Origin of the sequence: Marinifilum sp. D714 (genome assembly GCF_030851345.1) — a bacterium.
Taxonomy (GTDB): Bacteria; Bacteroidota; Bacteroidia; order Bacteroidales; family Marinifilaceae; genus Marinifilum.
The window spans coordinates 1-25,637 of record NZ_JALPNU010000020.1 but is presented as its reverse complement, the minus strand read 5'-3'; the positions used below and the strand labels follow the sequence as shown (position 1 = coordinate 25,637).

General features: G+C 34.5%; 20 protein-coding genes. 10 read left to right on the top strand and 10 right to left on the bottom strand.

Annotated features, from left to right (window positions below):
* Positions 1–175: 175 nt before the first annotated feature.
* Together M0051_RS15400 and M0051_RS15395 are read left to right on the top strand one after the other, a co-directional pair.
* Positions 176–865, top strand: a complete 690-nt coding sequence (locus tag M0051_RS15400; RefSeq protein ID WP_306742396.1) for a hypothetical protein — start codon at positions 176–178, stop codon at positions 863–865.
* Between the two features lie 59 nt (positions 866–924).
* A complete protein-coding gene (locus M0051_RS15395) occupies positions 925–1,455 on the top strand; it encodes a CIA30 family protein (protein WP_306742395.1) in 531 nt (176 codons plus the stop codon).
* Positions 1,456–1,458: 3 nt separating this feature from the next.
* Here the strand turns inward: M0051_RS15395 and M0051_RS15390 are convergent, their stop codons facing one another.
* Positions 1,459–1,884, bottom strand: coding sequence for a BLUF domain-containing protein (locus M0051_RS15390; RefSeq protein WP_306742394.1), 426 nt, complete (start codon positions 1,882–1,884; stop codon positions 1,459–1,461).
* 66 nt (positions 1,885–1,950) lie between these two features.
* Here M0051_RS15390 and M0051_RS15385 point away from each other — a divergent pair, with 66 nt between their 5' ends.
* Both M0051_RS15385 and M0051_RS15380 read left to right on the top strand, forming a co-directional pair.
* Positions 1,951–2,316: a cupin domain-containing protein gene (locus M0051_RS15385; RefSeq protein ID WP_306742393.1), complete on the top strand. Its 366-nt coding sequence runs from the start codon at positions 1,951–1,953 to the stop codon at positions 2,314–2,316.
* 75 nt (positions 2,317–2,391) lie between these two features.
* On the top strand, positions 2,392–3,276 hold the full coding sequence (locus tag M0051_RS15380) for a DMT family transporter (RefSeq protein WP_306742392.1): 885 nt from the start codon (positions 2,392–2,394) through the stop codon (positions 3,274–3,276).
* A 23-nt stretch (positions 3,277–3,299) separates the two neighbouring features.
* Here the strand turns inward: M0051_RS15380 and M0051_RS15375 are convergent, their stop codons facing one another.
* The 5 genes from M0051_RS15375 to argS form a co-directional block, all read right to left on the bottom strand.
* Positions 3,300–3,920, bottom strand: a complete 621-nt coding sequence (locus M0051_RS15375) for a CPBP family intramembrane glutamic endopeptidase (protein ID WP_306742390.1) — start codon at positions 3,918–3,920, stop codon at positions 3,300–3,302.
* 260 nt (positions 3,921–4,180) lie between these two features.
* The gene (locus M0051_RS15370) at positions 4,181–4,543 is read right to left on the bottom strand and encodes a hypothetical protein (protein WP_306742389.1); all 363 of its coding nucleotides are present in this window, start codon (positions 4,541–4,543) and stop codon (positions 4,181–4,183) included.
* 985 nt (positions 4,544–5,528) lie between these two features.
* The gene (gene folD, locus M0051_RS15365) at positions 5,529–6,410 is read right to left on the bottom strand and encodes a bifunctional methylenetetrahydrofolate dehydrogenase/methenyltetrahydrofolate cyclohydrolase FolD (RefSeq protein ID WP_306742388.1); all 882 of its coding nucleotides are present in this window, start codon (positions 6,408–6,410) and stop codon (positions 5,529–5,531) included.
* Positions 6,411–6,476: 66 nt separating this feature from the next.
* Positions 6,477–7,808, bottom strand: coding sequence for a signal recognition particle protein (gene ffh, locus M0051_RS15360; RefSeq protein WP_306742387.1), 1,332 nt, complete (start codon positions 7,806–7,808; stop codon positions 6,477–6,479).
* A 456-nt stretch (positions 7,809–8,264) separates the two neighbouring features.
* Entirely contained in the window at positions 8,265–10,121 is a 1,857-nt protein-coding gene (argS, locus tag M0051_RS15355) for an arginine--tRNA ligase (RefSeq protein WP_306742386.1), read from the bottom strand.
* 303 nt (positions 10,122–10,424) lie between these two features.
* Between argS and M0051_RS15350 the strand changes: the two genes are divergently transcribed.
* The 3 genes from M0051_RS15350 to M0051_RS15340 all read left to right on the top strand — a co-directional run bounded on the left by M0051_RS15350 (position 10,425) and on the right by M0051_RS15340 (position 14,922).
* On the top strand, positions 10,425–13,412 hold the full coding sequence (locus M0051_RS15350; RefSeq protein WP_306742385.1) for a tetratricopeptide repeat protein: 2,988 nt from the start codon (positions 10,425–10,427) through the stop codon (positions 13,410–13,412).
* A 94-nt stretch (positions 13,413–13,506) separates the two neighbouring features.
* Positions 13,507–14,499: an isoaspartyl peptidase/L-asparaginase family protein gene (locus M0051_RS15345; RefSeq protein ID WP_306742384.1), complete on the top strand. Its 993-nt coding sequence runs from the start codon at positions 13,507–13,509 to the stop codon at positions 14,497–14,499.
* A gap of 81 nt (positions 14,500–14,580) precedes the next feature.
* Entirely contained in the window at positions 14,581–14,922 is a 342-nt protein-coding gene (locus M0051_RS15340) for an avidin/streptavidin family protein (RefSeq protein WP_306742383.1), read from the top strand.
* A 56-nt stretch (positions 14,923–14,978) separates the two neighbouring features.
* Here the strand turns inward: M0051_RS15340 and M0051_RS15335 are convergent, their stop codons facing one another.
* Positions 14,979–15,272 (bottom strand): hypothetical protein, encoded by a 294-nt coding sequence (locus M0051_RS15335; protein WP_306742382.1) that lies wholly within the window; start codon positions 15,270–15,272, stop codon positions 14,979–14,981.
* Positions 15,273–15,428: 156 nt separating this feature from the next.
* Here M0051_RS15335 and M0051_RS15330 point away from each other — a divergent pair, with 156 nt between their 5' ends.
* Entirely contained in the window at positions 15,429–16,244 is an 816-nt protein-coding gene (locus M0051_RS15330; protein WP_306742381.1) for an aminotransferase class IV, read from the top strand.
* A gap of 7 nt (positions 16,245–16,251) precedes the next feature.
* Here the strand turns inward: M0051_RS15330 and M0051_RS15325 are convergent, their stop codons facing one another.
* On the bottom strand, positions 16,252–19,251 hold the full coding sequence (locus M0051_RS15325; protein ID WP_306742379.1) for a histidine kinase: 3,000 nt from the start codon (positions 19,249–19,251) through the stop codon (positions 16,252–16,254).
* A gap of 241 nt (positions 19,252–19,492) precedes the next feature.
* Here M0051_RS15325 and M0051_RS15320 point away from each other — a divergent pair, with 241 nt between their 5' ends.
* Both M0051_RS15320 and M0051_RS15315 read left to right on the top strand, forming a co-directional pair.
* Positions 19,493–20,053, top strand: a complete 561-nt coding sequence (locus M0051_RS15320; RefSeq protein WP_306742378.1) for a hypothetical protein — start codon at positions 19,493–19,495, stop codon at positions 20,051–20,053.
* A gap of 75 nt (positions 20,054–20,128) precedes the next feature.
* The gene (locus M0051_RS15315; protein ID WP_306742377.1) at positions 20,129–22,504 is read left to right on the top strand and encodes a cache domain-containing protein; all 2,376 of its coding nucleotides are present in this window, start codon (positions 20,129–20,131) and stop codon (positions 22,502–22,504) included.
* Here M0051_RS15315 and M0051_RS15310 read toward each other — a convergent pair.
* Together M0051_RS15310 and M0051_RS15305 are read right to left on the bottom strand one after the other, a co-directional pair.
* Positions 22,501–23,538, bottom strand: coding sequence for a type IX secretion system membrane protein PorP/SprF (locus M0051_RS15310; protein WP_306742376.1), 1,038 nt, complete (start codon positions 23,536–23,538; stop codon positions 22,501–22,503). The genes M0051_RS15315 and M0051_RS15310 overlap by 4 nt on opposite strands.
* Positions 23,538–25,637, bottom strand: a 2,100-nt coding sequence (locus M0051_RS15305) for a gliding motility-associated C-terminal domain-containing protein (protein WP_306742375.1), incomplete at its 5' end; no start/stop codon positions are given. The genes M0051_RS15305 and M0051_RS15310, both read right to left, overlap by 1 nt.

Here is a 25,637-nt window from a genome sequence, read left to right as displayed (position 1 = left end):
TCTATGCTTTTTCATTAACTTACAACTACTTTTCATCTACTCAAAATAAAACATGAAATCAAACCATCTTATACTCATTGCAATTATTACCTCTTTTTTATTCTTAAAGTGCACTGAACAAAAAGAACAAGTCCGATATGAAGAATTGAAATTAGCTGAACTGTTCAATTGTTTCATGAACTCTACTGATAGTCTTGAAGAACAAAAGCTTATTCATTTTTTGAATGACTCAATTGTGAAGTATCCTTATGGTACTATATCAGCAATTGAAAGAGTAGATACATTAATACAAAAAACTGAACTCAATTATTATCTATGTTCTAATGATGTTTATGATATGAGCATTAAACACAGAAACGTGTTCTATGTGAACATTGATCGCAACAATCAATTAAGTTCAAGGGTAGGAGACAAATTACATTTAGATTCTATAAAACCACTCTTTAAACATTTCATCCTAAACAAACATGAAAGTGATGAACTTCCTGAAAAAAGAATCATGATTATCCCACTTCTAGATACTGTACTAGTAAGTAAAGGAGCTTTATATGTGAAAACACAATTAATTCCAGATTCAACATTAAAAAGAACAGACTGGAGATTAATTAAAAAAGTAATTAACATCACTAACTCATCTATGATAGAATTAAGGAACGAAAGTGCTCAATTCTACTTTGACAAAAATTACATTGAAGCTTCTTTTAAAGAAAAGATAGCACTAATAGAATATCATCCTATTGGAATTTGGTTTTTCCCTAATGGATATAGGCCGAAACCTCCAGCTCCAATATTATCAAAGGAGCTTCTTGAAGTTCTTAGGTTAATAGATGAAGGTGAGGAAGAGCTAGAACTGCTCGAAGATTAATTTTTTCCCTCAACGCCTTTACATCCAAAACAATTCGGCACCATACTTGTTTTTAATGCATGGGAACACTATTAATTCTATTACAGATGTTAACGAATGCGGACACAAAAGTATTGGCCGATTTCACCAGTGATACAAATCTATCGGATTGGTACATTGTAAACGATGTGGTGATGGGTGGAAGATCGGATTCAGGAATTTTCCTGAACGGTGAAAACTGTGCCGTATTTAAGGGCTATGTTTCGTTGGAAAACAATGGAGGTTTTGCCATGGTAAAACATATTTTTGATCCCATTGAAATTGCTTCTCATTCCAAAATAGTGATGAAGATTAAAGGTGATGGCAAGCGATATCAAGTCCGATTAAAATCACAAACTTCCCAGTCTCACTCACACATCAATTACTTCACCACAACAGGTGATTGGCAGGTTATTGAGATCCCATTCAAAGATTTTTATGCCAGTTTTCGTGGCAGGCGATTGAGTTATCCTAATTTTAATGCCGATCAATTGTCGGAGGTAGCTTTTTTAATCGGCAACAAAAAAGCTGAAGAGTTTCAGTTGAAAATTAAATGGATGGCTTTGAAGTAAGCCTCAGGTATATTTCATAAACTTCACAATTAAATCAACAATGGCTTGTGAACTTTGCTTTAGAGAATTTCTAATGTCATTGGAAGACATTACATCAGTAAAACCTGGTAAATCTTTCGAATCTTCCTTGCTTAGTTTCTGATATCCCATGCTCCAATCCGGGAAAGATCTTTGATCTATTTTCTCCTCTAATATCTTTACAATATTGGTATGGCGCCTATCTTTCTGCAATATATCGTATAGCGTGCGAATTGTGTCTGTTTCTCCTTCTATTACCTGAATAAAAATCTCATCATTATACAGAAGCAAACCTGTTACTCCGTTTGCCAAGTTCTTTGGTCTGATTTCAGACAATAACTGATCGAGTTCCAACTCCGAAAGTTGGTTCCTCGAAAAGCTTACATATACGATATGAATAAGATTTGGCATAGATTAAAGTTACAAAAGATCACGAATCTTTACTTATATTAGTTTCCTATATTAAAATCCAGGAGCATGAAGATCAACTTAAAAGAGAACTTTGATAATATTAAAGATTACTTTTCACCCAAAGTGCTTGGCGAAGTAAACGATGTATATGTGAAAATTGCCAAAATCAAAGGTGATGAACTGCCATGGCACGATCACAAAAACGAAGATGAAATGTTTTTAATTATCGAAGGGAGTCTGCTAATGGAAGTAGAAGGTGCAGAACCTTTTGTTATGAATGAAGGTGAATTATTCATCGTTAAAAAAGGACTTCAACATCGCGTATCTGCTCAATCCGAATGCAAAATCATGTTAATTGAAAACAAATCTACAGCTCACACAGGTGATGTTAAATCTAACATCACAAAAGACATCAAGGATCAATTAAAATAAGATTTTTAAGCATTTTGCTGGTATCCGCCATAAAAGCCTCTACCTTTGTCGCGAATTTAACACGAGCATATTGAAATGAAACGAGAAGGAAGTTCTTATGGCATATTTCTTATGATATTGTCAGTAATTGCATTTGGCATTATGACTACTCTAGTACGAAGCATGTCTCATGTAAGCACATACATTACAGTTTTTGTTCGATTCGCCATAGGTGTAGGCGTTATTGGCATATTGGCCATGATGCGAAAAATAGATCTTAAATTTGTTCGCAGCCCATTGCTTCTTTTAAGAGGAATTACCGGCACAGCATCGGTTGCCTTGTTCTATTTGGCCATTGTAAAAATAGGAATGGGAAAAGCCTCGGTTTACTCTTACTCCTACCCTTTGTTTGCTTCCTTATTGAGTGCCATAGTCTTGAAAGAAAAAATTCATACTGCAAAATGGTTGATGATGCTATTGGCACTAATTGGCATTGTTATGGTTTCATTTCAGTATACCGAAGCTGGCAAGTCGTGGAGTTTTGGATGGTTTGATTTTCTGGCCATGCTCAGTGCAATAACCAATGCAGTATCCATATTAATTGTGAAGAAATTGCATGGTACCGATAACTCTTATGCCATCTTTTTTGCACAATCCATTGTTGGGTTCTGGATATTTCTCGTTCCGGCCAACCTTCCCGAACTAACCGGTCCGGTTACCAGTAGCTATATATTAATATTTATAGGTCTGGCATCGGCATGTGCGCAGTTGTTGAACACCGAAGGCTATCGACATGTTTCCATAGCCACCGGATCGCCATTTCACATGCTCATTCCAATTGTAAATGTGATAATAGGAGTGTTGGTTTTCAATGAGATATTTACCACACAGGAAATCATTGGATCTTCGTTGGTAGTAATGGCTTGTCTGGGAATTTTACGATTAAATAGCCGTATGCAAACCCAAGTAAAACATGCTTAATATTACTCACTCATGCCGTAATATTACATTGGCAAATAAAAGTAAATGCCCAAACCATTGGTAAATAATATATTCCCATAAAGCGAATGCTCAAGAAATACTGCATTTAGCGATTTATTGCGCAAGTAGGTATAAGAAAATATGATACTACCAATAAAAGTGAAAATTAATGCCATCCAATTGCGAAATATGATGTGAGCCATGGCAAAACAAACCGCATTTACCAGAAGCATCACAACAGGATTGGTAAATAATAACTTGTATCGGTGATAATAGAAAGCTCGGAAAATAAATTCTTGTGTGTAAGCCGACCATATGGGATAACTCACAATTACAGCAACCCAAATCCAAAAATTATTACGTGGCAAGTGGAAAAAGACATCGGTTCGAAATATATATACCCAAATGGAGGTAATGATTAAAAGAATCGATCCTTTTAAAAGAAAGTCCTGCCAAGGATAGTCTCGTTTAATTCTAAATATCTCACGATCAAATTTTTTGTCTTTTATAATAATAAATAGACAATAAAAAAACACAAGCACAAGGGGTATTGCTTTATGGACAGGGATCATTTCAAAATAATACAATAATGGTAGCCCAATAAACAAGAATAACATTTCCGTCCACAAATACAATCTCCTCATAACACCCCAATTTTAAAAGAAACAACAAGAATAGTAACGACAATAAGAAAGATTCTTCTTATTAAGACTCGTTCTATATAAGTTACAAAAAAAGAGGCAAATTTGTTCTAAAAATGCCTCTGAAATTTAGGAATGTTATGATTTTATTGACAAACGTAAATTTGCCCTAAAATTACCTGCTTTTTTGTAGATTAAATAGCCTTAAATCATGATCAAAAATCACCAAATCAAGACTAATTCTCATAATTATCTGATGTGAATTATGAGATCTTCTTCTGTGCTCTTCTTGCTGCAACAATCATTAAATATCCAGCTATAACGGGTCCGTAGGCTAAGAAGTGATAACCTTTAAGATCGAACCATTTTAGATACAAGCCCAAAGTAGCAACACCTCCAACTATCATCAGTGCCCAACCTATCAATCTTAATTGTCTTGCATCAAGCTTTCCAGACTTCTTTACATCTCCTGCAAGAATTTTATTGTCAATCTCTCGAACAACACTTTTAATGGTATTCTCATCAACACCTTTGTCTTTCATTTCTTTTCTGATTTGAGAGAAATCCATCCCCTCAATCTTCTTTGCGTGGTAATAATTGACTAAATCCTTAAAATCTTGTGTCATAATTGTTGTTTTGAATGATGCAAATCTAATCAGAGCGAAATGATTTTCAAAATCTACACTATATGATTTGCAAAGACGTAGCAGTGCTACGTCTCTACAGAATGTAATATTGAAAGCATTCCCTTAGGCATTAGCAATGCAGAACTCTTAGCTATCAGTAGTCAGCTCCTAATACCCAATGGCAAAGTCAATTCTGTCATTAACACACTCCGAGTGAGCATTTGCATGCTCTTACCTGCCATTGTGAGCCTTTTTTCTGTCATCTGTGCCTTACTATCTGATAAATACAGCCTTACACCTACCAAATGCATTGTACTTATTAACAATGAGCGTGCAGATATCAACATTGAGCGTGCAGATGACAGGTATGAGTGTGCAGTTGGTAGGTCTCTCGATGCAGATGACAGGTATGAGCGTGCAGTTGGTAGGTCTCTCGATGCAGATGGCAGGTATGAGCGTGCAGTTGGCAGGTCGCACGGTGCATTTATTAACAAAGAGGGAAACATCGGCAGGTCGTACGGCTCAGATGGTGATCGGAACGATGCAGATAGCAGGTCGAACGACTCCATTGGTAGATCGAACAGTCCCGACAGCAGAACGAACGACTCCAACGGAAGGTCGAACAGTGCAGATGGTGATCGGAACGATGCAGGTCGCAGGTAGAACGAGGGTCTATTCAATAAACTGTGTCAGCTTATACTTTATGAGTTACTAAATACAAGGCAATGCCTTGTATTTACTACAAAGGATTAATTGACCTTGCTAGAGACAGCATTCATGCTGTCTTTACTCAAATAAGTATTAGAGAAACCATCGCTCCTGTGAATTTGAAATTCACAGGTTAGGAGTATGAGATATTTATCTCAATAGTAATCAGTGAGATTATAAATCTCTTACTCGGATAACCTCAGATTATAAATCTGAGGAGCATAAAAAAACAGGCTCCTAAAATTAGAAGCCTGCTTGAATATTTTGATTCTGAGACCTATTTGTAAATCTCTTTCTTACTTGCCAATAGTGTATTTTGAAGCAATGAAACGATAGTCATTGGTCCAACACCACCAGGAACCGGAGTAATGAATGATGCTTTTGGTGCAACCTCATCGAATTTCACATCTCCAAGTAATTTCCATCCCGACTTGGTTTTGTCAGATTTCACACGATGAATACCCACATCAATAATTACAGCTCCTTCTTTCACCATATCGCCTGTAAGGAATTCTTTCATTCCCAATGCTACGATTACGATATCCGCTTGACGGGTAATTTCTGCAATGTTTTTGGTTCTACTGTGACACAAAGTAACGGTACAATCGCCATAAGCAGCTTTACGCGACATTAAAACACTCATTGGAGTACCAACGATGTTTGAACGACCAATTACTACACAGTTTTTACCTGATGTTTCGATATTGTAACGCTTTAACAACTCAACAATACCAGCCGGAGTTGCAGGAAGGTAAGTTGGAAGGCTAGCTACCATTTTTCCTACGTTCATAGGGTGGAATCCATCAACATCTTTTTCCGGACGAATGGTTTCGATTACCTTGGTCTCAGAAATGTGCTTAGGAAGTGGCAACTGAACAATCAATCCGTCGATGTCATCATTCTCGTTTACCTTACGGATTTCTGCCAAAAGTTGCTCTTCTGTAATATCATCTTCGAAACGAAATTCTGAAGACTCAAAACCTACAGCATGACAAGCTTTTACTTTAGCAGCAACATAAGTTTCGCTGGCACCATCGTGTCCAACAATCATAGCAGCAAGATGTGGAGTTTTTCCACCTGCTTTTTTAATTTGTTCAACTTCGGCAGCAATTTCCTGCTTCACCTCGTTAGAAATCTTTTTCCCGTCGATTAATTCCATGGTTTGTTAGCTTTGTTATTAAAAAAATGCCTGACCGCAGAGTCAAGCATTTCGTATATGGTTTTATTATTTTCTGCGTCCCATGTTACCCATCATTCTGGACATGTTTCCGCCTTTCGACATCATTTTCATTAATTTCCTGGTCTCGTCGAATTGCTTAATCAGCCTGTTCACATCCTGAATGGTAGAACCAGAACCATCGGCAATCCTTTTTCTTCTCGAACCATTAATTAGTTTTGGATCTTCACGTTCTGCAGGAGTCATTGAGAAGATAATCGCTTCAACACCTTTGAAGGCATCATCATCGATATCGATATTCTTCAATGCTTTACCTACACCAGGAATCATAGAAGCCAAATCTTTAAGGTTACCCATTTTCTTGATCTGAGAAATCTGAGACAAGAAATCGTTAAAGTTGAATTGGTTCTTGGCGATCTTCTTCTGAAGTTTCTTAGCTTCCTCAGCATCGAATTGTTCCTGAGCACGCTCTACAAGTGATACGATATCACCCATACCCAAAATACGATCGGCCATACGTTCAGGGTGGAAAACATCAAGTGCTTCCATTTTTTCACCTGTACCAACAAACTTAATTGGCTTGTTAACTACCGAACGAATTGATAATGCAGCACCACCTCGGGTATCACCATCTAACTTGGTAAGAACAACACCATCGAAATCCAATCTGTCGTTAAACTCTTTTGCTGTGTTCACGGCATCCTGACCAGTCATAGAATCGACTACGAAAAGAGTTTCGGTTGGATCGATAGACTTTTTAACGGCTTCAATCTCGTTCATCATCTCCTCATCGATAGCCAAACGACCAGCAGTATCGACAATTACAAGATCGTTGCCATTTGCTTTAGCTTCTTTAATAGCAGCTTTGGCAATTTTTACCGGGTTTTTATTTTCTTTATCAGAGTATACTGGAACACCAATTTGCTCTCCCAATACATGCAACTGATCAATCGCAGCAGGACGATAAACATCACAGGCAACCAACAAAGGATTCATAGAGCGTTTTGTTTTTAACAAATTCGCTAATTTTCCTGAGAATGTGGTTTTACCAGAACCTTGCAATCCGGCAATTAATATTACGGCAGGTTTTCCCTGAGTGTTGATATCAACATGAGTTCCACCCATTAACTCAGCCAGTTCATCGTGAACAATTTTCACCATCACCTGGTTAGGTTTCAAGGCAGTAAGTACGTTTTGTCCTAATGCTTTTTCTTTTACGGTATTGGTAAACGACTTGGCAATTTTAAAGTTAACATCGGCATCCAATAAAGCGCGTCTTACATCCTTCAATGTTTCGGCCACATTGATTTCAGTAATTTTCCCCTGTCCCTTTAATATCTGGAACGATCGCTCAAGTCTTTCGTTAAGATTTTCAAACATTATTCTACGTATTTATATTTCCCTGCAAAAATAAAAAAATATGCGTATAGCTAAAGTGAATCAGGAAGAAAAGTCACGAAAAATGTAAACAAATTGAAATGCGAGGTTGAAGGTTACATTGCACCAAATACAATACCGCTTTTTATACCCATACAACATTTGGTATATAATCAAGTAAAGACGGCATTAATGCCGTCTCTACAACTACATGCAACTATGGTAAATCCAATGCTATATATTTATCCTTTCAACTATTCTCTTATAAATCACCTCATCCCCTACCCCTTCTCCTTGGGAAGAAGGGGAGTATTCTGCAAGTAATTCACTATGCTTAAAACTTGGCAGTTTCAATTCCCTCTCCTCAAAGGAGAGGGTTAGGGTGAGGTGAAAAATGGATAATAAAAAAGCAGATCCTCAAATTGAAGATCTGCTTTTAAATATCATGTATTATTAAAATTACATTCTTTCCGGAACACCAATTCCCAACAGGCTCATACCTGATTTTATGATCTCTCCGATTTGCTTAGAAAGTACTAAACGGAAAGCTCTTAGATCGGTATTTTCCTCTTTCGCGATTGGATGATCGTGATAGAATTGGTTGTATTCCTTCACTAAGTCGTATACATAGTTCGAGATTTGAGCAGGGCTGGTTTCTTTTCCAGCTTCCTTAATAACTGTTGGGTAATTTGCAACCATCTGAATTAGGAATGATTCTTTTTCAGAGATGTTCAAATTAGACGAAGCTGCTTCAGGAATTTCAAATCCTGTGTCAATTGCTTTTTTTACCACCGATTGAATACGAGCATAAGTGTATTGAATGAATGGACCTGTATTCCCATTAAAGTCTATAGATTCCTTAGGATTAAACATCATGTTTTTCTTAGGATCAACTTTAAGGATAAAGTATTTTAATGCACCCATTGCTACTTTTTCGTATACATCTTCAGCTTCTTCTTCAGAGTAACCTTCCAATTTACCAAGCTCTTTAGAAGTTTCGCGTGCAGTATTTACCATCTCTTCCATCAAATCGTCGGCATCAACAACAGTACCTTCACGCGATTTCATTTTACCTTCAGGCAATTCAACCATACCGTATGATAAGTGCTGAATTTTATCGTGCCACTCATATCCAAGCTTGCCAAGAATTAAGGACAATACCTGGAAATGATAATTTTGCTCGTTACCTACAACGTAAACATGCTCGTCGATATTGAACTCGTCGAAACGCTCAAAAGCTGTTCCAATATCCTGAGTCATGTATACTGAAGTTCCGTCATCACGAAGCAATAATTTATGATCTAAGCCATCTGCTTCAAGGTTAGCCCAAACTGAACCTGTATCTTTTTGATACAACTCGCCATCAGCCAATCCTTTTTCAACAATTGCTTTCCCTTTCTTATAAGTATCTGATTCGAAATAAACCTTATCGAAATCAACACCCATTTTTTTGTAAGTGATATCGAAACCTTCTAAAACCCAGTCGTTCATCTTGCGCCAAAGAGCAACAGTTTCTTCATCGCCTGCCTCCCACTTACGCAACATTTCCTGAGCTTCTAACAAAAGTGGAGCTTGCTTTTTGGCTTCATCAGCTTCCATTCCTTCCGCCACAAGAGCTTCAATTTCTTTCTTGTATTCCTGATCGAATTTCACATAGTATTTACCTACCAAGTGGTCACCTTTAATTCCTGTTGACTCAGGAGTTTCTCCTTCGCCAAAACGCAACCAAGCCAACATCGACTTACAGATGTGGATACCACGGTCGTTTACCAGGTTTACCTTGATTACTTCGTAACCGTTGGCCTTTAAAATCTGGGCAACCGAATATCCTAACAGGTTGTTACGAATGTGTCCCAAGTGAAGTGGTTTATTTGTATTTGGAGATGAATACTCAATCATCACCTTTTTAGCACCTTCTGCTAATGGCGTAAATCCGTAGTTTTCTGTTTTTACAGCTTCGTTCAGTACAGAAATCCAGTGTGAATTATCAATTACCAAATTCAAGAACCCTTTCACAACATTAAATGCTGATACCGCCTCGATATTTTCAGTTAAAAACTGCCCAAGTTCATTTGCTGTTTCCTCTGGTGACTTTTTAGAAAAGCGCAGGAATGGAAAAACAACAACAGTTAAATCACCTTCGAACTCTCTTCGGGTTTTCTGAATCTGAACGGTTTTCTCCTCAATACCTTGTCCGTAACATGAATTTACGGCCTCAACTACTTTGCTTTTAATAATACTTTCAATACTCATTTGGAAATTCTGTATTTCGAATTCTACTTCAATTTCATCCTTAAAACCGGACTTGCCATTCATTTGCTCTTTTTAAACAAAATCAATTCATATTAAGTCCCTCAATCTGAATCCGCAAAGATAATAGGAATAAAATGAATTGCTATCCGTAATGTAAAAAAAGTCATTCACACCTAACATTATTCTTTCTCTCAAAAACAACACTTTATTTAACATCAATCTGCCAGGCATTCTTTACCTTTGACATGTTGCAATAATTAATTAATTATTACGTTTAATTTGCATGACAACTTTGAGCCTAACTCTCTGAATCACCATATCTGATAATTAATCTTAAAGTATCTGAACATTCTTATGCCCCGACGAATGAAGAACATACTATTATTGCTTGTATGCGTTGTTATTGCAACACACAGCTATTCTACCCCCGATTCTGAACCTTTTCGCAAAAAAGCAGTAATATCGGATTTAAATAAATTATATTTTGAGGCCGAATCCTACTATTACAAAAGTAATCCCAAAGCATTAGCAACAGCAAAACTATTAGCAGATAAATCTCTGGAAGCAGAACAAATGGACAAATTTGCATTTGCAAATGAGTTAATGGGGCGTATTTATCTTTACCGAGGAGATATGGAAAAAGCACAAAATTGCTTTGATACATCATTTGATTACTGGGAAAGTGTAAGTGATACAACTAGAATCAGTTTCCTATACAGCTATTACGGAGAGTTAAATCTTAGAAAATGTAATTACGCTAAAGCTGATAGTTTTTACAATAAAAGTTTAGAACTAAAAAAGAAACATCGCGACACACTGTCATATGCCTACAGTTATAATGCTCTGGGAAATCTTCAATTAGAAACCTGCCATTATACCGAGGCTTTAACATTCTACTTGAAAGCACTTAATTTAAATAAAAAATACAAAAACACCTCGGGAATTTGCTACTCTCTAAACGCACTTGGAACAACCTATAAGGAAATCAACAAAACAGATTATGCCATAGAATATTTTAACAAGGCTTTACAACTTGGCGAAGAAAACAATTTAATTAAAAATATTGCATACAGCTTAAATCAACTCGCTGCATTACAGAATACTTTGGGCAACAGAAATACAGCTATTGAATTATTCACCAAGTCGTTGAATTTGAGTTTCGAACTTGAGTCAAAAAATGGAATGGCCAGTTCGTACATGGGAATGGGAGAAGTATTCCAGTCAATGAATCAAAACGATAAGGCAATTGAATATCAACACAAAGCATTAAAGCTTTTTAAAGAATTAGAGTCAAAGAAGAACATCGCAAAATGCTATGAAAATTTAGGTTTGATTTCCTATGCTATGCGTGATTACAAACTTGCCATAGAAAACTACAACAAGGCAATAGCCTTAAATAATCAAATAGGATATGCCAAAGGAACTGCAAATGTGTTTCGACTAATTGGAAATGCGCATCTACAATTAAAAGATTTTGATCTAGCCCTTTCCAATTACGAAAGATCACTTCAAATTCAAAAATCAATTGATAACCTAAAAGGCATAGCTTCTTGTTATACCAATATTGGACTCATTTATATCAAGAAACAAAATTTTAACAAGGCTGAAGCTTATTTAAATTTATCGATTGAAATTAATAAAAGCACAGGTAACTTAGGAGGCTTAGGTTCTGTTTACAATAACCTAGCTGCACTATCCAGAGAAAAAAAAGATGTCAATCAAGCCATTCATTATTTGAAAAAAAGCTTGAATTTAGCCAAAAAGATAAATCGTAAGACCTTAATTGCTGAGAACTATCGCAATCTTTCTGACATTTTCGAGGAAAAGAACGATTACAATCAATCACTCAAATATTATAAAGAATATGTAAATGTTTACAATCAACTGTACAATGCTCAGGCAGAAAACAGAATTGGTTGGATTCAAATGCAAAATGAAAAAGAAAAGCGAGAAAATCTTGTACAGTTACACGCCAAAGAGCAATTCTTAAAAGAAGAAAAACTAAAAAAAGAGAGGCTAACTAACACTTTTCTTATTGTTATTGTTGGCTTAATCATTCTTTTTTCGGGAGTCGTTTACCGATTTTATATCATTGCCAAAAAGTCGAACAAAAATTTAAATCTTGAAATCGAGGAAAGAAAAAATGCGGAATCTCTTCTAGCTGATCATCAAAAAAACCTTGAAAGTTTGGTAAAAATCCGAACTCTGGAATTGCTAAAAGCAAAAGAAAAAGCAGAGCAAGCCGATAGATTAAAAACTTCATTTCTGGCTAATATGTCTCACGAAATTCGAACTCCTATGAATGCTATTATTGGCTTCTCGAAATTAATGGCATTTACCAATTCTAAAGAGAAACATCAGTATTATACAAATATTATCAATGATAATGGACACATCCTTCTAACTTTGGTCAACGACATCATTGATATTTCAATGATTGAATCGAAACAGCTTAAGATTAATAAGTCTACCTTCTATGTATATCCTGTTCTTGAAGAACTTCGACAAGTATTCGAAGAACAAAAAATAAAAAATGGCAAAACCGATGTTAAAATCAATCTGCACATTCCTGAAAGAATTGAGAATATCTCTATTCATTCTGATCAAATTAGACTAAAACAAATCTTGATTAATCTGCTGCGAAATGCCTTAAAATTCACTAACAAAGGAAGAATCGATTTCGGTATTGAGATTATTGAAAATCATTTAAGATTTTTTGTAAAAGATACAGGGATTGGAATTCCATATAAAGATCAAGCTTTAATATATGATCGATTCAGACAAGCAAGCAATAACGGAGCTGAACATGGTGGAACAGGTCTGGGGTTAACCATCTCGAAAAGTTTAACTGAATTACTTGGAGGTAAAATATGGTTTACTTCTGATCCTGATAAAGGAAGTAAATTCTTTGTTGAATTTGTAATTGATGACGAAACCATTATACAAAACAAAATCATAAGTTACGAAAATAATCCTCTTGATTTTTCAGGTAAAAATATCCTTGTTGCCGAAGATATTGAATCAAATTTCTTATACATCAATGAGGTTCTTAAAAAAGTAAATGCAAATGTTACATGGTCGCAAGATGGTTTAGAAGCCGTTGAAAAATTTCAGGACAACCATTTTGATTTGGTTCTTATGGATATCCAGTTACCTAAAATCAATGGATATCAAGCTACAAGAGAAATCAAAAAGAAGAACCCTTCAGTTCCTATTGTAGCCCAGTCTGCTTATGCTTTTCGAGACGAAAGTAATAAAATGTCCGAAGCCGGTTGTGATGCCTTTATTTCCAAACCATATACTGAGGAAGAATTGTTGGCCATTATTAAAAAAAATATGCCTAAGAAGAATTAAGTTTCTTCAGATATAAAATGATAATCCCACTCAAAAAACTAATTTAGTGTCAAAGCTTTTTTGACACTATTTTTTTACCCAAAAGAAACCAATCATGAAAAACTTAACCCTACTCTTATCAACACTACTTTTATTTCTAATCATTTCATGTAATAACTCACCCAAAGAACCTGGGAAATTGGAATATGCGTTGTGTATTCATGGTGGTGCTGGTACTATTCTTAAGAAAAACATGAGTCCCGAGCGAGAAAAAGAATACTTCAACAAATTGGATGAAGCCTTAAGTGTAGGAGATTCTGTTCTGAAAAACGGAGGATCAGCACTTGATGCCGTTGAGCTTACCATACATGTACTTGAAAATTCTCCACTTTTTAATGCTGGTAAAGGTTCTGTATTTACCCATTCTGGGAAAAACGAACTCGATGCTTCAATTATGTGGGGAAAAGACCTGAATGCAGGAGCGGTTGCTGGTGTTGGTAATATTAAAAATCCAATTAGTGCTGCCCGAAAAGTGATGGAAAACTCTGAACATGTAATGTTAAGTGGTATAGGAGCTTCAATATTTGCCAAGCAAGAAGGGCTTACAATAGTGGATAGTTCATATTTTTTCACAGAACGCAGGTGGAATTATTTGCAGCAAATATTGAATAAAGAACGTGAAATGAAAAGAACAGACAGGCATGGTACTGTTGGCTGTGTAGCTTTAGACAAGGAGGGAAATTTGGCTGCAGGAACATCAACAGGGGGAATGACCAATAAGCGCTTCGGACGAATTGGTGATTCTCCAATAATAGGAGCTGGCACATATGCAAATAATAAAACTTGCGCAGTATCCTGTACTGGTCATGGGGAATACTTTATTAGATTAGGAATTGCCAGGGACATTTCTTCTTTAATGGAATATCAAAACTTAAGCTTGGATAATGCTACAAATATCGTGTTAGAGAAATTAAATCAAATTAATGGTTTAGGTGGTTTTGTTGCATTAGATAAATATGGCAATCCAGCCATGAAAATGAATACTTCAGGAATGTACAGAGGCTATGTAAATTCGGCTGGTCTTAAGGAAAAATATATGTACAAGTAGTTCATTTAATTTTGATGATTAATTATTTCGAACTAACTTCAGTATACAAAAGAAATTAAGTCACCTTTAAACCTTAACAACATGACAATTAATTTGAATGGAAAATGGAGAAATCAATACAATTCCGAAATGGATTTAGCTGTAATTGATAACCGTGTAAGTGGAACCTTTCAAACTGCCATTGGCCAACCTAGTTTTGAAGAAAAGTTTGAAATTAGTGGAAAAATCAATAACAATGTAATTGCTTTTATGGTAGACTTCGGAAAGTATGGATCATTAGCTTGCTGGACCGGACGCTTTGAGCTTGATGAAATGGGACCTGTAATTCATACCATGTGGCATTTATCGCAAAGTGAAGGAGGCGAAGAAGAACAAATAGCCAAAGCCATCCTTACTGGTGTAGGAACTTTCAGAAAACCCTAAGCTCAAATATGGAATAAAACAAAAAGGAGTTTGAATATTCAAACTCCTTTTTGTTTTTATTTTACCTGTATATCAAGTCCATCAATTTTTTCCAGCAAATCATGGGTTGATTTTAATAAATCGTCGTAAATCGATTTGAAATGCGCTTTAATTTCCTTAGCATTTTTTCCTGTCAACCTATCATTAATTCTTGCGATATAATCATTTCTCGAACTAACTGCGCTATTCATTATTTCAAAAATCTGATCAGAATTTTTATCTCCGAAAAATTCAAGATGAATCATTCCTCTCATTACTATTTCATTAGTAAGAAAATTCACATCTTTTTTGAACTCTTTTTTACTTGCCATATATGATGTTTTTTATTTGATACATGCTAAAATACAAATTAAACTGAACAAACTACTACCCTATGGTCTTGTTTAAATTATTTGTTTGGAATTGGATATACTGGCAAATAACACTTATTTTGCAATATTACTGATCTGATTAGAGGCGATACGAGTATGAGTGAATGTTTCCAATATTTATACCTACACAACGATAAACTTAAAGCATCTGAGAATTTTAAAGATTCTTATCTTTTGAAAGGAACTTCCTTGTATGAAGTGGTAAGAATTATATCTGGTAAAGCAGTTTTTCTTTGCGAACATTATTCCCGACTTACAAAATCATCGAAAAAAGTAGGTTTGGAAATAATGTACAACTTTGACCAACTCCAGAGATGTATAAAAACTTTAGTAGAAAAAAACGACTGCGAAGAAGGAAATATTAAGTTGGTATTTAATTTTGAGGGTAAAGTAAAAAATTTCTATGCCTATTTCGTTAAACATTCCTATCCAACTGCATCTCAATACAAAAATGGAGTTAGAACTCTAATTCACCAGGCAGAAAGACCAACTCCAACAGCTAAAGTCTACAATCACAAATTGCGTTCAAAAACCAATAATCTTATTGCTGAAGCGGATATTTTTGAAGTCATTCTTCTGAACAAACTTGGTAATATTACGGAAGGAAGTCGTTCCAATTTATTTTTTATTAAAGATAATGCCCTATATACTTCACCAGACAATGAAGTGCTTAATGGCATAGTTCGAAGTAAAGTCTTAAAAATTGCAGATCAGCTTGATATTCCAATCCATTACAGATCCATTGCATATGAGGAAATTCCACAATACGAAGCAGCTTTTTTAACTGGTACATCGCCTATGGTATTACCAATAAATAGAATCAATTCAATAAGTTTTTCGATAGAGCACCCATTGCTTTTCGATATTTTTGAGGCTTATGACAAAATGGTTCAAGAAAACCTATATAACTAAGGCATTATTACAATTCCAATTTAGGGAATCCCAAAACTGTTTTCACACCAGAAAAATTTGTTTTAGAATCAACACATTCATTTATCTGATAAGAGTAAGTTCTACCATTAGTTAAAACCTTATTGAGTAATTTCATTCTATCGCAGGTTATCTGCAGTGAATTACCTTTTACTATTTCCGATTCAGCATTTGTTAGATCGATTTTTCGATTGCCTAATCCATTGTCTGTAATTTCACATTTTAGATAGCCATCATCTTCCAAAATAAAACGGATTACGATCTTCCCCATTCGGTCAAGTTTACTAATTCCATTTCTTATGGCATGCTCTAAAAATGGTTGAATCAACATAGGTGGAATCTTAATACCCAATGAGTTTATTTTGTCATCCAAGTTGATCTGAAATGTAAATTTCTCTTCAAATCGCATTTGCTCCAGCTTCAGATATAATTTTAAATAAGCCACCTCCTCACTTAATAATATCAGGTTTTTACTGGCGTTCTTTATGTTATTTCTTAGAACCATCGAAAAATCTGATAAGTACTCCAAAGCTTTATCTTCATCATCCTCAAGAATATAACTTTGAATAGAATTGAGTGAATTAAAAATAAAGTGAGGATCAAGCTGATGCTGCAATGCTCGGATTTTTAAACCAATAACTCTATTAAACTGCTTAGTTCTTTGCTTTTCTTCAAGTTTAACTCTTGATTTAAAAAGATTAAGGGCAAAGTAAGTTAGTGCACCTAGAATACTAATAATTAGTAACCAAAACCAAACGGTTTTCCACCATGCAATTTCAAGGATTATATCAATTGAATATTTTCCAATCTTTCCAGAACTCAACTTCCTGGCTTCAATCTCAAAGATATATTCTCCTCCTCTCAAATTTGAATAAACCACTTCATTCGACTTTACCCAATCCGACCAATGGTTATCCAAACCTACCAATCTATATCGATACCTGATATTTTCCAATGCATCACAATACAACATACCATAATGCAGTCTAAAATAATTCTCATCGTAACTTAGATGAATAGGATTATTAGGTGTTTTTGTCCATTTATCAAATTCTGATTTTTTAAATCTCCAATTGCTATCTTTCACCTTTACTTCCAATAAAGTTGGTTTATAAGCTGCATTATCACTAATGAAATCATTGGCTTCTATTTTCATTACAGCATAATTCGACTTCACCCATATGTTATCATATTCATCAACAACTGATTCTTTTCCCCTAAACTCTACTTTTTTATTTGCATTCCAAAATCTATATTTCACAACAGAATCTGGGTGCCACGTTTTGTATTCAAACCTATGTACTCCTAAATTGGTTCCACACCAAATAGAACCATCTTTATGATATTGAAATCCATGAACAGAAATACCTTCCAACCCATCACCCTGGTCAAGAGAATCTATAATGACTAATTCATCTCCTTCAATTTTCAACTTGTAGACAATGCCGTTATTACCACCTGCAATTACACATGAATCTGGTAAAACAAGCATATCATTAACAACATTATGAATTCCAATATTATTTCGACCAAATTTTTTGACTTTATTCTCTCCAAATCGATAAATTCCATGAGTTTCTGTTGCTACCCAGATGTAGGAATTAAACTCAATTATTTTGGTTATTTCAACTTCCTCTCCTTTTGATAAATTCCACTTTGTATCTACAGAATCATCATTTATCCCACAAGTGAAAAACTGAGATCCGTTATAACAAAACAAATTTCCATTTGATGTAATTATGAAGTTCCTAGCAACAGATATATTTTTATAGGTCAGCAAAAAAGACTTACAATTCCAAGTATAAAAACCACAATTAGTGGCAACCCAAATCATATTGCCTTTTAGTTCAATATCATTAATAATAAGCTCTTTTTTCTTCTTCGAATTTGGAAGTAATTTGAGAAACTCTTTCTGGTTTATGGATATTATTACTTTTTCATTCTTAATTTTTGCAATACCATTTCTTCCTGCTACAACTACTGAACCATCTGAATACGAAAGCAAATCTATAATTTCATTACAAGATGGTATTAAAGATGATACATCATATAACTTAAATATTGATTGCTTCAAACTGATTAGGCCATGATTTTTAGTCCCTAACCAAATATCCCCCATTAAACTATGCTTAAACACACATTGAACAAAAATATCATCCAAATCGTTCTCCGCAAGAAGATCTACACAAATATTATTTCTTATAGAAATTAACTTTCTAAACTGCAATCCATTTTTAAAGTAACGCAGCAAAACAACTCTTTCGTTCTGATTAGACAAAACATTTAATACATCACATCGAATTCTTTGACTATCCACAATTAGTGATACTTGTTGCCCTACTTCAAGTTCTCCATAAAACCGTTTTCCAAATTCCAGAATCTGAAGTTTTCCATTAACTATTTTTGAAAAACTACCTGATTCAAATTTATAAGCCTTTTGCTCTAATTTAGGAAAAATGACCACTGCATTATTATTTGATACAGCCTCTAAAACATTTAATTCTTTCGTCCCTTTTACTAAAGAAAATTCACCAAGTGTATCTAGAACATTAGATAAGTAAATGCCATCTGAAGTTCCTACAATTAGTTTATTATCCAACACATTAACCGAACGAATATCATATAATTCGTTATTTTCCTGCGTAGAAATGACCTCCAAATGTTCTCCATCAAATTCACATACTCCAACCCCTGTCGCGGCTATTATTAAGTTTCCATTTTTATTCTCCGTAATACTGGTTACCTTTTCACCTTGCAAGCGATTTAATTCTTTTCTATATTTTACCTCAAAGCCATTAAACTCACATAGTCCAGCATCTGTTGCTAGCCAAATCATCCCTCTGGAATCCTCAAAAATATGATTTACACTATTACATGGTAATCCATCCAGTTGAGTAAAATCACCTGTTGAACTATAAGCGGCAATTCCTTTAAAAGCAGCTAAAAAAAGAAATAAAATAGTTAGTTGTGTTTTGATAACTAGGTTCATAATACAATTATAATAATTATACAAGGAAAATTAAGGTGTCAAATGTGTCAAGTTACATTGGCACATCGCGATCCCTTAAAATTTCCAACCAAAATCATTATATATCAATATTTAAACAAACATATCAACAAAAACATCGTAAAAAGAATTCTTAATTCTATTACAAAACAGGATAAACTAGAATAATAGATTTAAACAATAAACTAACTTTGCCAATCTGATAACTTAAACAAGATTAAATATGCTTTTGAACTTAGAAAAAGTAAATATCAAGAAAGCCTTTGAATTGTTTGCACATAATCAAAACTTTACATACACAGCATATCCAAGATTAATAACTCTTTACGCCATAAAAAAAGAGTTTAAACACATTCCTGAATTGGAATGGAATTTTGAGTTTGACCATGTAAACGTCAATAAAAACAGAGTTATCATTGAATATCGTCAAAATAAAAGTGACAATTTTTCATTCTACTATGAAATTCCTCTTTCAATTAATTTTGAATTGCGTGTATTCCTTGCAAAATCATCGATTCATTTCCTCGACTTATACAATTTCTTAATGATAAATGGACTAATTAAGGAAAATCAATTCAGGTTAAAAGCAGAATATCATACAATTCCCCATTTTGTAATCAATCAAAAAGTAAAGAGGTACAATACTGGAATTCTCAACAAAATAAAAGACAATAATGATTTTGACGGATTACCTGTAGATGACAATATAAAGAATGAAATTGATCTTGGATTTCAATTTTTTAATCCTATTTTTAATCAGATACTTAGCCAATTCCAAATTTGATTTCGTAATAGCAATATGAATTCAACCCCTAGCAAAACTATCAAAAATAAAACAAGTATAAGTAGAGCCTATTTTATGCTGTTCTTAGTTCTGACTATTACATTTCTGGTCGGATTTGGTGGAATTTGGATATATACCAAGTTTAATGAATTCAATACTGAATCAGAGAATCTTAAAAAGGATTACATTGAAGAACAGAAAGATATTTTAGTAAGCAAGTCTAATGAATGTATCGATTTCATTAATTACCAAAACACAAGATCTGAATCAAGATTAAAAAATAGACTTCAGAATTTTGTGGATCAAGCACATTCCATCGCCATTTACATTTACAATCAAAACAAAGGAAAACTAAGTGATGTTGAAATAAAAAAACGCATTAAAGAAGCCATTTCTCCATTGCGATTTACCAATGACAGAGGTTATATTTTTATCAATAATTTAAGTGGCAAAGGTATTCTATATCCACTATCGAAAGAAAATGAAAACAAAAGCTTAATCAATTTCAAAGATATCAATGGTAATTACATCGTTAAGAATGAAGTAGAATTGATAAAATACAAGGATAGTGGTTTTACAAAATATGTGAACAGTAAAGAGGTGAAAAATAAGTACAATGCGTATACTAAAATCTCTTATATTAAGAAGTTTGCTCCATACAATTGGTATTTTGGAAGCTTTGCTTACTTAGATGATCTTCAACCTGAAATTCAGAAGGAAACACTTATTCGCATAAGTCAGATAAACATGAATCAAGACAACTACTTCTTTGTTTATAAAAAAGATGGTACATGTTTACTACATGCCGATTCAGCCAGTATTGGAAAAAATTTCAAGGACTACAGCAACAAGATACGTCGCGAAAATGTAAAACGATTAATCAATGCGGCCAAGCTGGATAAATCGGTTTTTGTAAATTACAAACTACCTAACACAGAAGATTCTGAAAAAATTTCATACGTAAAGTTCATTAAAGAATGGGATTGGATCATTGGTGCAGGTGTAAACACAAGTGAACTGGATAAAAATATTGAAATTGCCAGAAACGAGTTAAGAGGTAATGTCCGAAAGTACATTCTACAGATTGTATTGTTAATTGTAATTGCAATTGTGATTATCTATATTACATCGAAGACCATTTCTGTTAAAATGAAACAGAATTTCACCTCAATCAACAATTTCTTTAGAAAGGCATCCACCCAACTGTATAAGGTAGATATTGACGAACTTCATTTTTCTGAATTTCAAGATATGGGAACAACCATCAATCGTATGATTGATATCAGAACCCAAAAAGAAAATGAACTTCAAATTGCAAGAGAAAAAGCAGAAGAATCTGATCGACTAAAATCATCCTTTTTGGCGAATATGTCACACGAAATTCGTACTCCAATGAACGCAATCATTGGTTTTTCTGAATTATTGCAAGAAGATGATTTGCCTTTTGAAACCCGACAACAGTTTTTTATCCATATTAGAAACAGTGGAAATTCACTATTAAATCTTATTAATGATATTATTGACTTCTCAAAAATTGAGTCTGGTAAACTTAAAATTTCCAAAACTTATTACTGTCTTAATCAACTGTTCGACGAACTTTATCACACTTTTGAAAAGATAAAAACCAGTAAGAGTAGAGATCATATTGAACTAAAATTTACTAAAGGCCTGGAGGATTCAGAATCTGTTATCTACACAGATCCTTTAAGACTGAAGCAAATCATCACAAACTTGGTGGAAAATGCCTTAAAATTTACCGAAAAGGGAAGTATTCATGTCTCATATCAATTAAATGAAAGCAAACTTATTTTTACAGTTGAAGATACAGGAATTGGAATCTCTTCAGAGAAACAAAAAATAATATTCAGCAGATTTCGTCAAGCAGATGATTCTCATGCCAGAAGATACGGAGGAACTGGTTTAGGACTATCCATTTCTAAAAAGTTATCAGAATTGCTAAATGGTGACATGTGGGTAGAATCAACTGAGGATGTAGGGAGTAGTTTCTTTGTTAGCATCCCGTACATAGTTGATGATAAATCGAGCTCTTCACCTATTAAGAAAATGAGTAGAAATGGTGTTAATAAAGATTTAACAGGTAAAAAAATACTCATTGTTGATGATTACAATGTAAACATCACATTGATAAAGCAAATGCTTCAATCTACTGGAGTAAGCATGTCATCGGCAGATAATGGACTTACTGCTATCAAAAAATGTGGTTCTTCACATTTTGATTTGGTCTTATTAGATCTTCAAATGCCAGAATTAAATGGATATGATACTTTAAAATTGATTAAAAAGGATAATCCTGAAATTAAAATTGTCGCTCAAACTGCTTATGCACTGGCAAACGAGAAAGAACAAATAATGGACTCTGGATTTGATGGTTATATTGCAAAACCAATTATCAAGAAAAATTTACTAAGCTTGATAAACGAAATGATTTAGAAATGAGGACATTTAATTCTTCCAACTTGTCTTCTTCTTCTTAATGCAATTTCCCTACAACTGGTTTTATTTCTTCTACTATTTTTAAATCTCATTAAAAATGAGATCTCGTGAGCACCTGTATTTGTATGAATCAATTTTGAAATAGTTTTATCGTAACTATAAGCCACTTGCCACCAATCTCTCATTACGCCCAATTGCAGAATAACCGCATCATATTCTAATTCAAGGTTATCGCGATACCACATGCCTACAATAAAAGATCCTTTCGACAAATATAGTCCATAATTTAATTGCTTATTTGTTCCCTGCTGCTGATAAAGAAAATTAGGTGCTAACCCAATATCAGTCTGATGCAAACCTCTTCTAAAAACAGGTACATTAACTCCACAATGAAAAGTATATTTTCTTGGCAATTTAGAATAATCACTCTCCTCCTTATAAGCTTCATCAGGCTCAGTTAAATGGTGAGCAGCAAAACCAATAAACCAATTTTTATAAGATGCTATTAAACCTGATGAAAAATCAATATAATTGCGGCTAAGATGATCAATTGCACTTTCCCCTGTAAACGGACTAATTAAACCATTAATATAAAATTCATCCGTTTGATCAGGAAAGGTAAAGTTCGAATCATTCAATTTTCTTTGAATAAAAGAGGTTTGAAAGCCTGCTTTAATAGCCAAACTCCTTGATATTCTTAGAGTATAAGCATACATTCCACTTATTGTGGTTGTACTAATCGTTCCATCTCCCTGTTCATCTTGCATCACCTGTAATCCTACACCACCACCTAGTGGATTTACATACTGATCGTAAGAAACACTATAAGTCACATATGCAGAACTGATTTCAGGCCATTGATTCCTATAATTCATAGCAACACGAGCATCAAAATCAGAACCTGCAAATGCTGGATTTAAATAAACCTTATTTGCATAGAACTGCGAGAACTCAACATCCTGTGAATAAATATTGAGAGCACTCATCATGCTAATTAATAGTGTTAATATTTTCAGTTCTTTTCCGATCATTATCTAAACAGTGTTACTGTTCCGTGTCCTCTTTCTTTCCCTTCATAAAAGATGATCCAAACGTAAACTCCAATCTCGGAATCCTTACCTTTATAAGTTCCATTCCACCCTTCATGTTTCAACTCATTATTGGCAACCATATCCTTTTCAAGTTTAAACACTTGCTCCCCCCAACGTGTATAAATATACATTTCAAAATCAGTTACGATTCCTTTGAAAACCGGATAAAATATTTCATTTGGACCTTTACCATTGGGTGTAAATACATTTGGTACAACCATTTTAGGCTCCAATAATTTAACTGCAATTGAAGCTTGAGCAATACAACCAAATTCATTCTCAACCTGTACGCTATAATCTCCTGCATCATCAACTTCTATACTTCTCCAATCAGATCCGGTATTCCAATAATAAGCAGAATAACCAGATCCTACATCTAAGGTCAAAGTCTGACCTTTATACATGCTTAAAGTATCAGAAGCAATACTAACCTCTGGTACTGGATATACTTCAACACTAATTATATCAGTTCCCATTATTCCATACATATCCCAAACTTGTACGGTATAATCACCAGTTTTGTTTACAGTAATAGTTCTTGTTGTATCTCCAGTACTCCATAAGTACCTTTCCCAATTTCCTGCATCCAACATCAATGCAGTTCCTTCACAAATACCAGCACTTCCGCCTAAATTAATCGATGGTCTTGGATTAACAGCTACTTTAACTTTTCCATTACCCCTACAGCCATTAATATCTACAACGTTTACTGCATATTCTCCATCCTTTTCTACTTTTAAATATTGTGAATCTTCCTGGTTGCTCCACTCATATTCTACATATCCGCTTCCTGCATCAAGAATAATAGATGTTCCCTCAGCAATCACAGTATCTCTACCCAAGTAAACATCCGGATTTTTATGCACGAAAATATTGATATCATCTTCTCCGGTGCAACCAAACTCATCAGCTGTTCGAAGAATAAAGTTACCTTCCTCATACACATAAATTGCCCTTGTTTCTCCTCCAGGAATCCATTCCGTATAATATCCCTCTGGAGCTTCCAAAATTAATTCCTCTCCTTCACAGATATACAAATCAGGTCCTAGATCAACAATTGGTAAATCATGCACTACAACTTCAACAGAATCGTTTCCAATACAACCATTTATATCCTGAACTTTCACATGGTAAATTCCTGCTTCAGACACTTGTCTAGTCTGTGTCGTAACACCATCACTCCATAAAAAGTCAACTCCTTCACCAATATCTAATTTTACAGATTCCCCATAACACATATCTACTCGATTTGGCAATGGTGAGTTTGGCAATTGAATAATCTCTACATCTATCCCATCTTCAGCAATACACCCTTCTAAGTTTACTATTTGCAAGTTGTATCTGCCAGATTCTCCAATGGTAATTGAATATTCGTTTGCTCCTGCAATATCAATTCCATCTTTACTCCATTGATATTTATAGCCAGCAACATCAGGACCTTCTATATAAGTTGAATCACCATGACAAACTAAATTGGTCGTGTAAGTCAAATCAAATTCAAAAGATGGCAAAATATTTACATTCACATCATCCGTTGCTGAACAACCATTGGCGTCGGTTACTACTACTGAATAATTTCCACTTGTATTTACAGTTATGGTTTGAGTGGTTGCTCCATTTGACCACAGGTAAGTTGCCCCAGGATTCCCGGCATCCAAGGTAATTGTTCCACCAGCACAGGTTTCTTGATCTAAACCAAGGTTTACAACCGGATTTGGATGAATCGTTACATTTACATCATCTGTTGCAGAACAACCATTTGCATCTGTTACAACTACTGAATAGTTTCCTGAAGTTGATACTGTAATGTCTTGTGTGGTTTCACCGTTTGACCACAGGTAAGTTGCCCCAGGATTCCTGGCATCCAAGGTAATTGTTCCACCAGCACAGCTTTCTTGATCTAAACCAAGGTTTACAACCGGATTTGGATGAACAGTAACATTCACATCATCCGTTGCTGAACAACCATTGGCGTCGGTAACAACTACTGAATAGTTTCCACTTGTATTTACAGTTATGGTTTGAGTCGTTGCCCCATT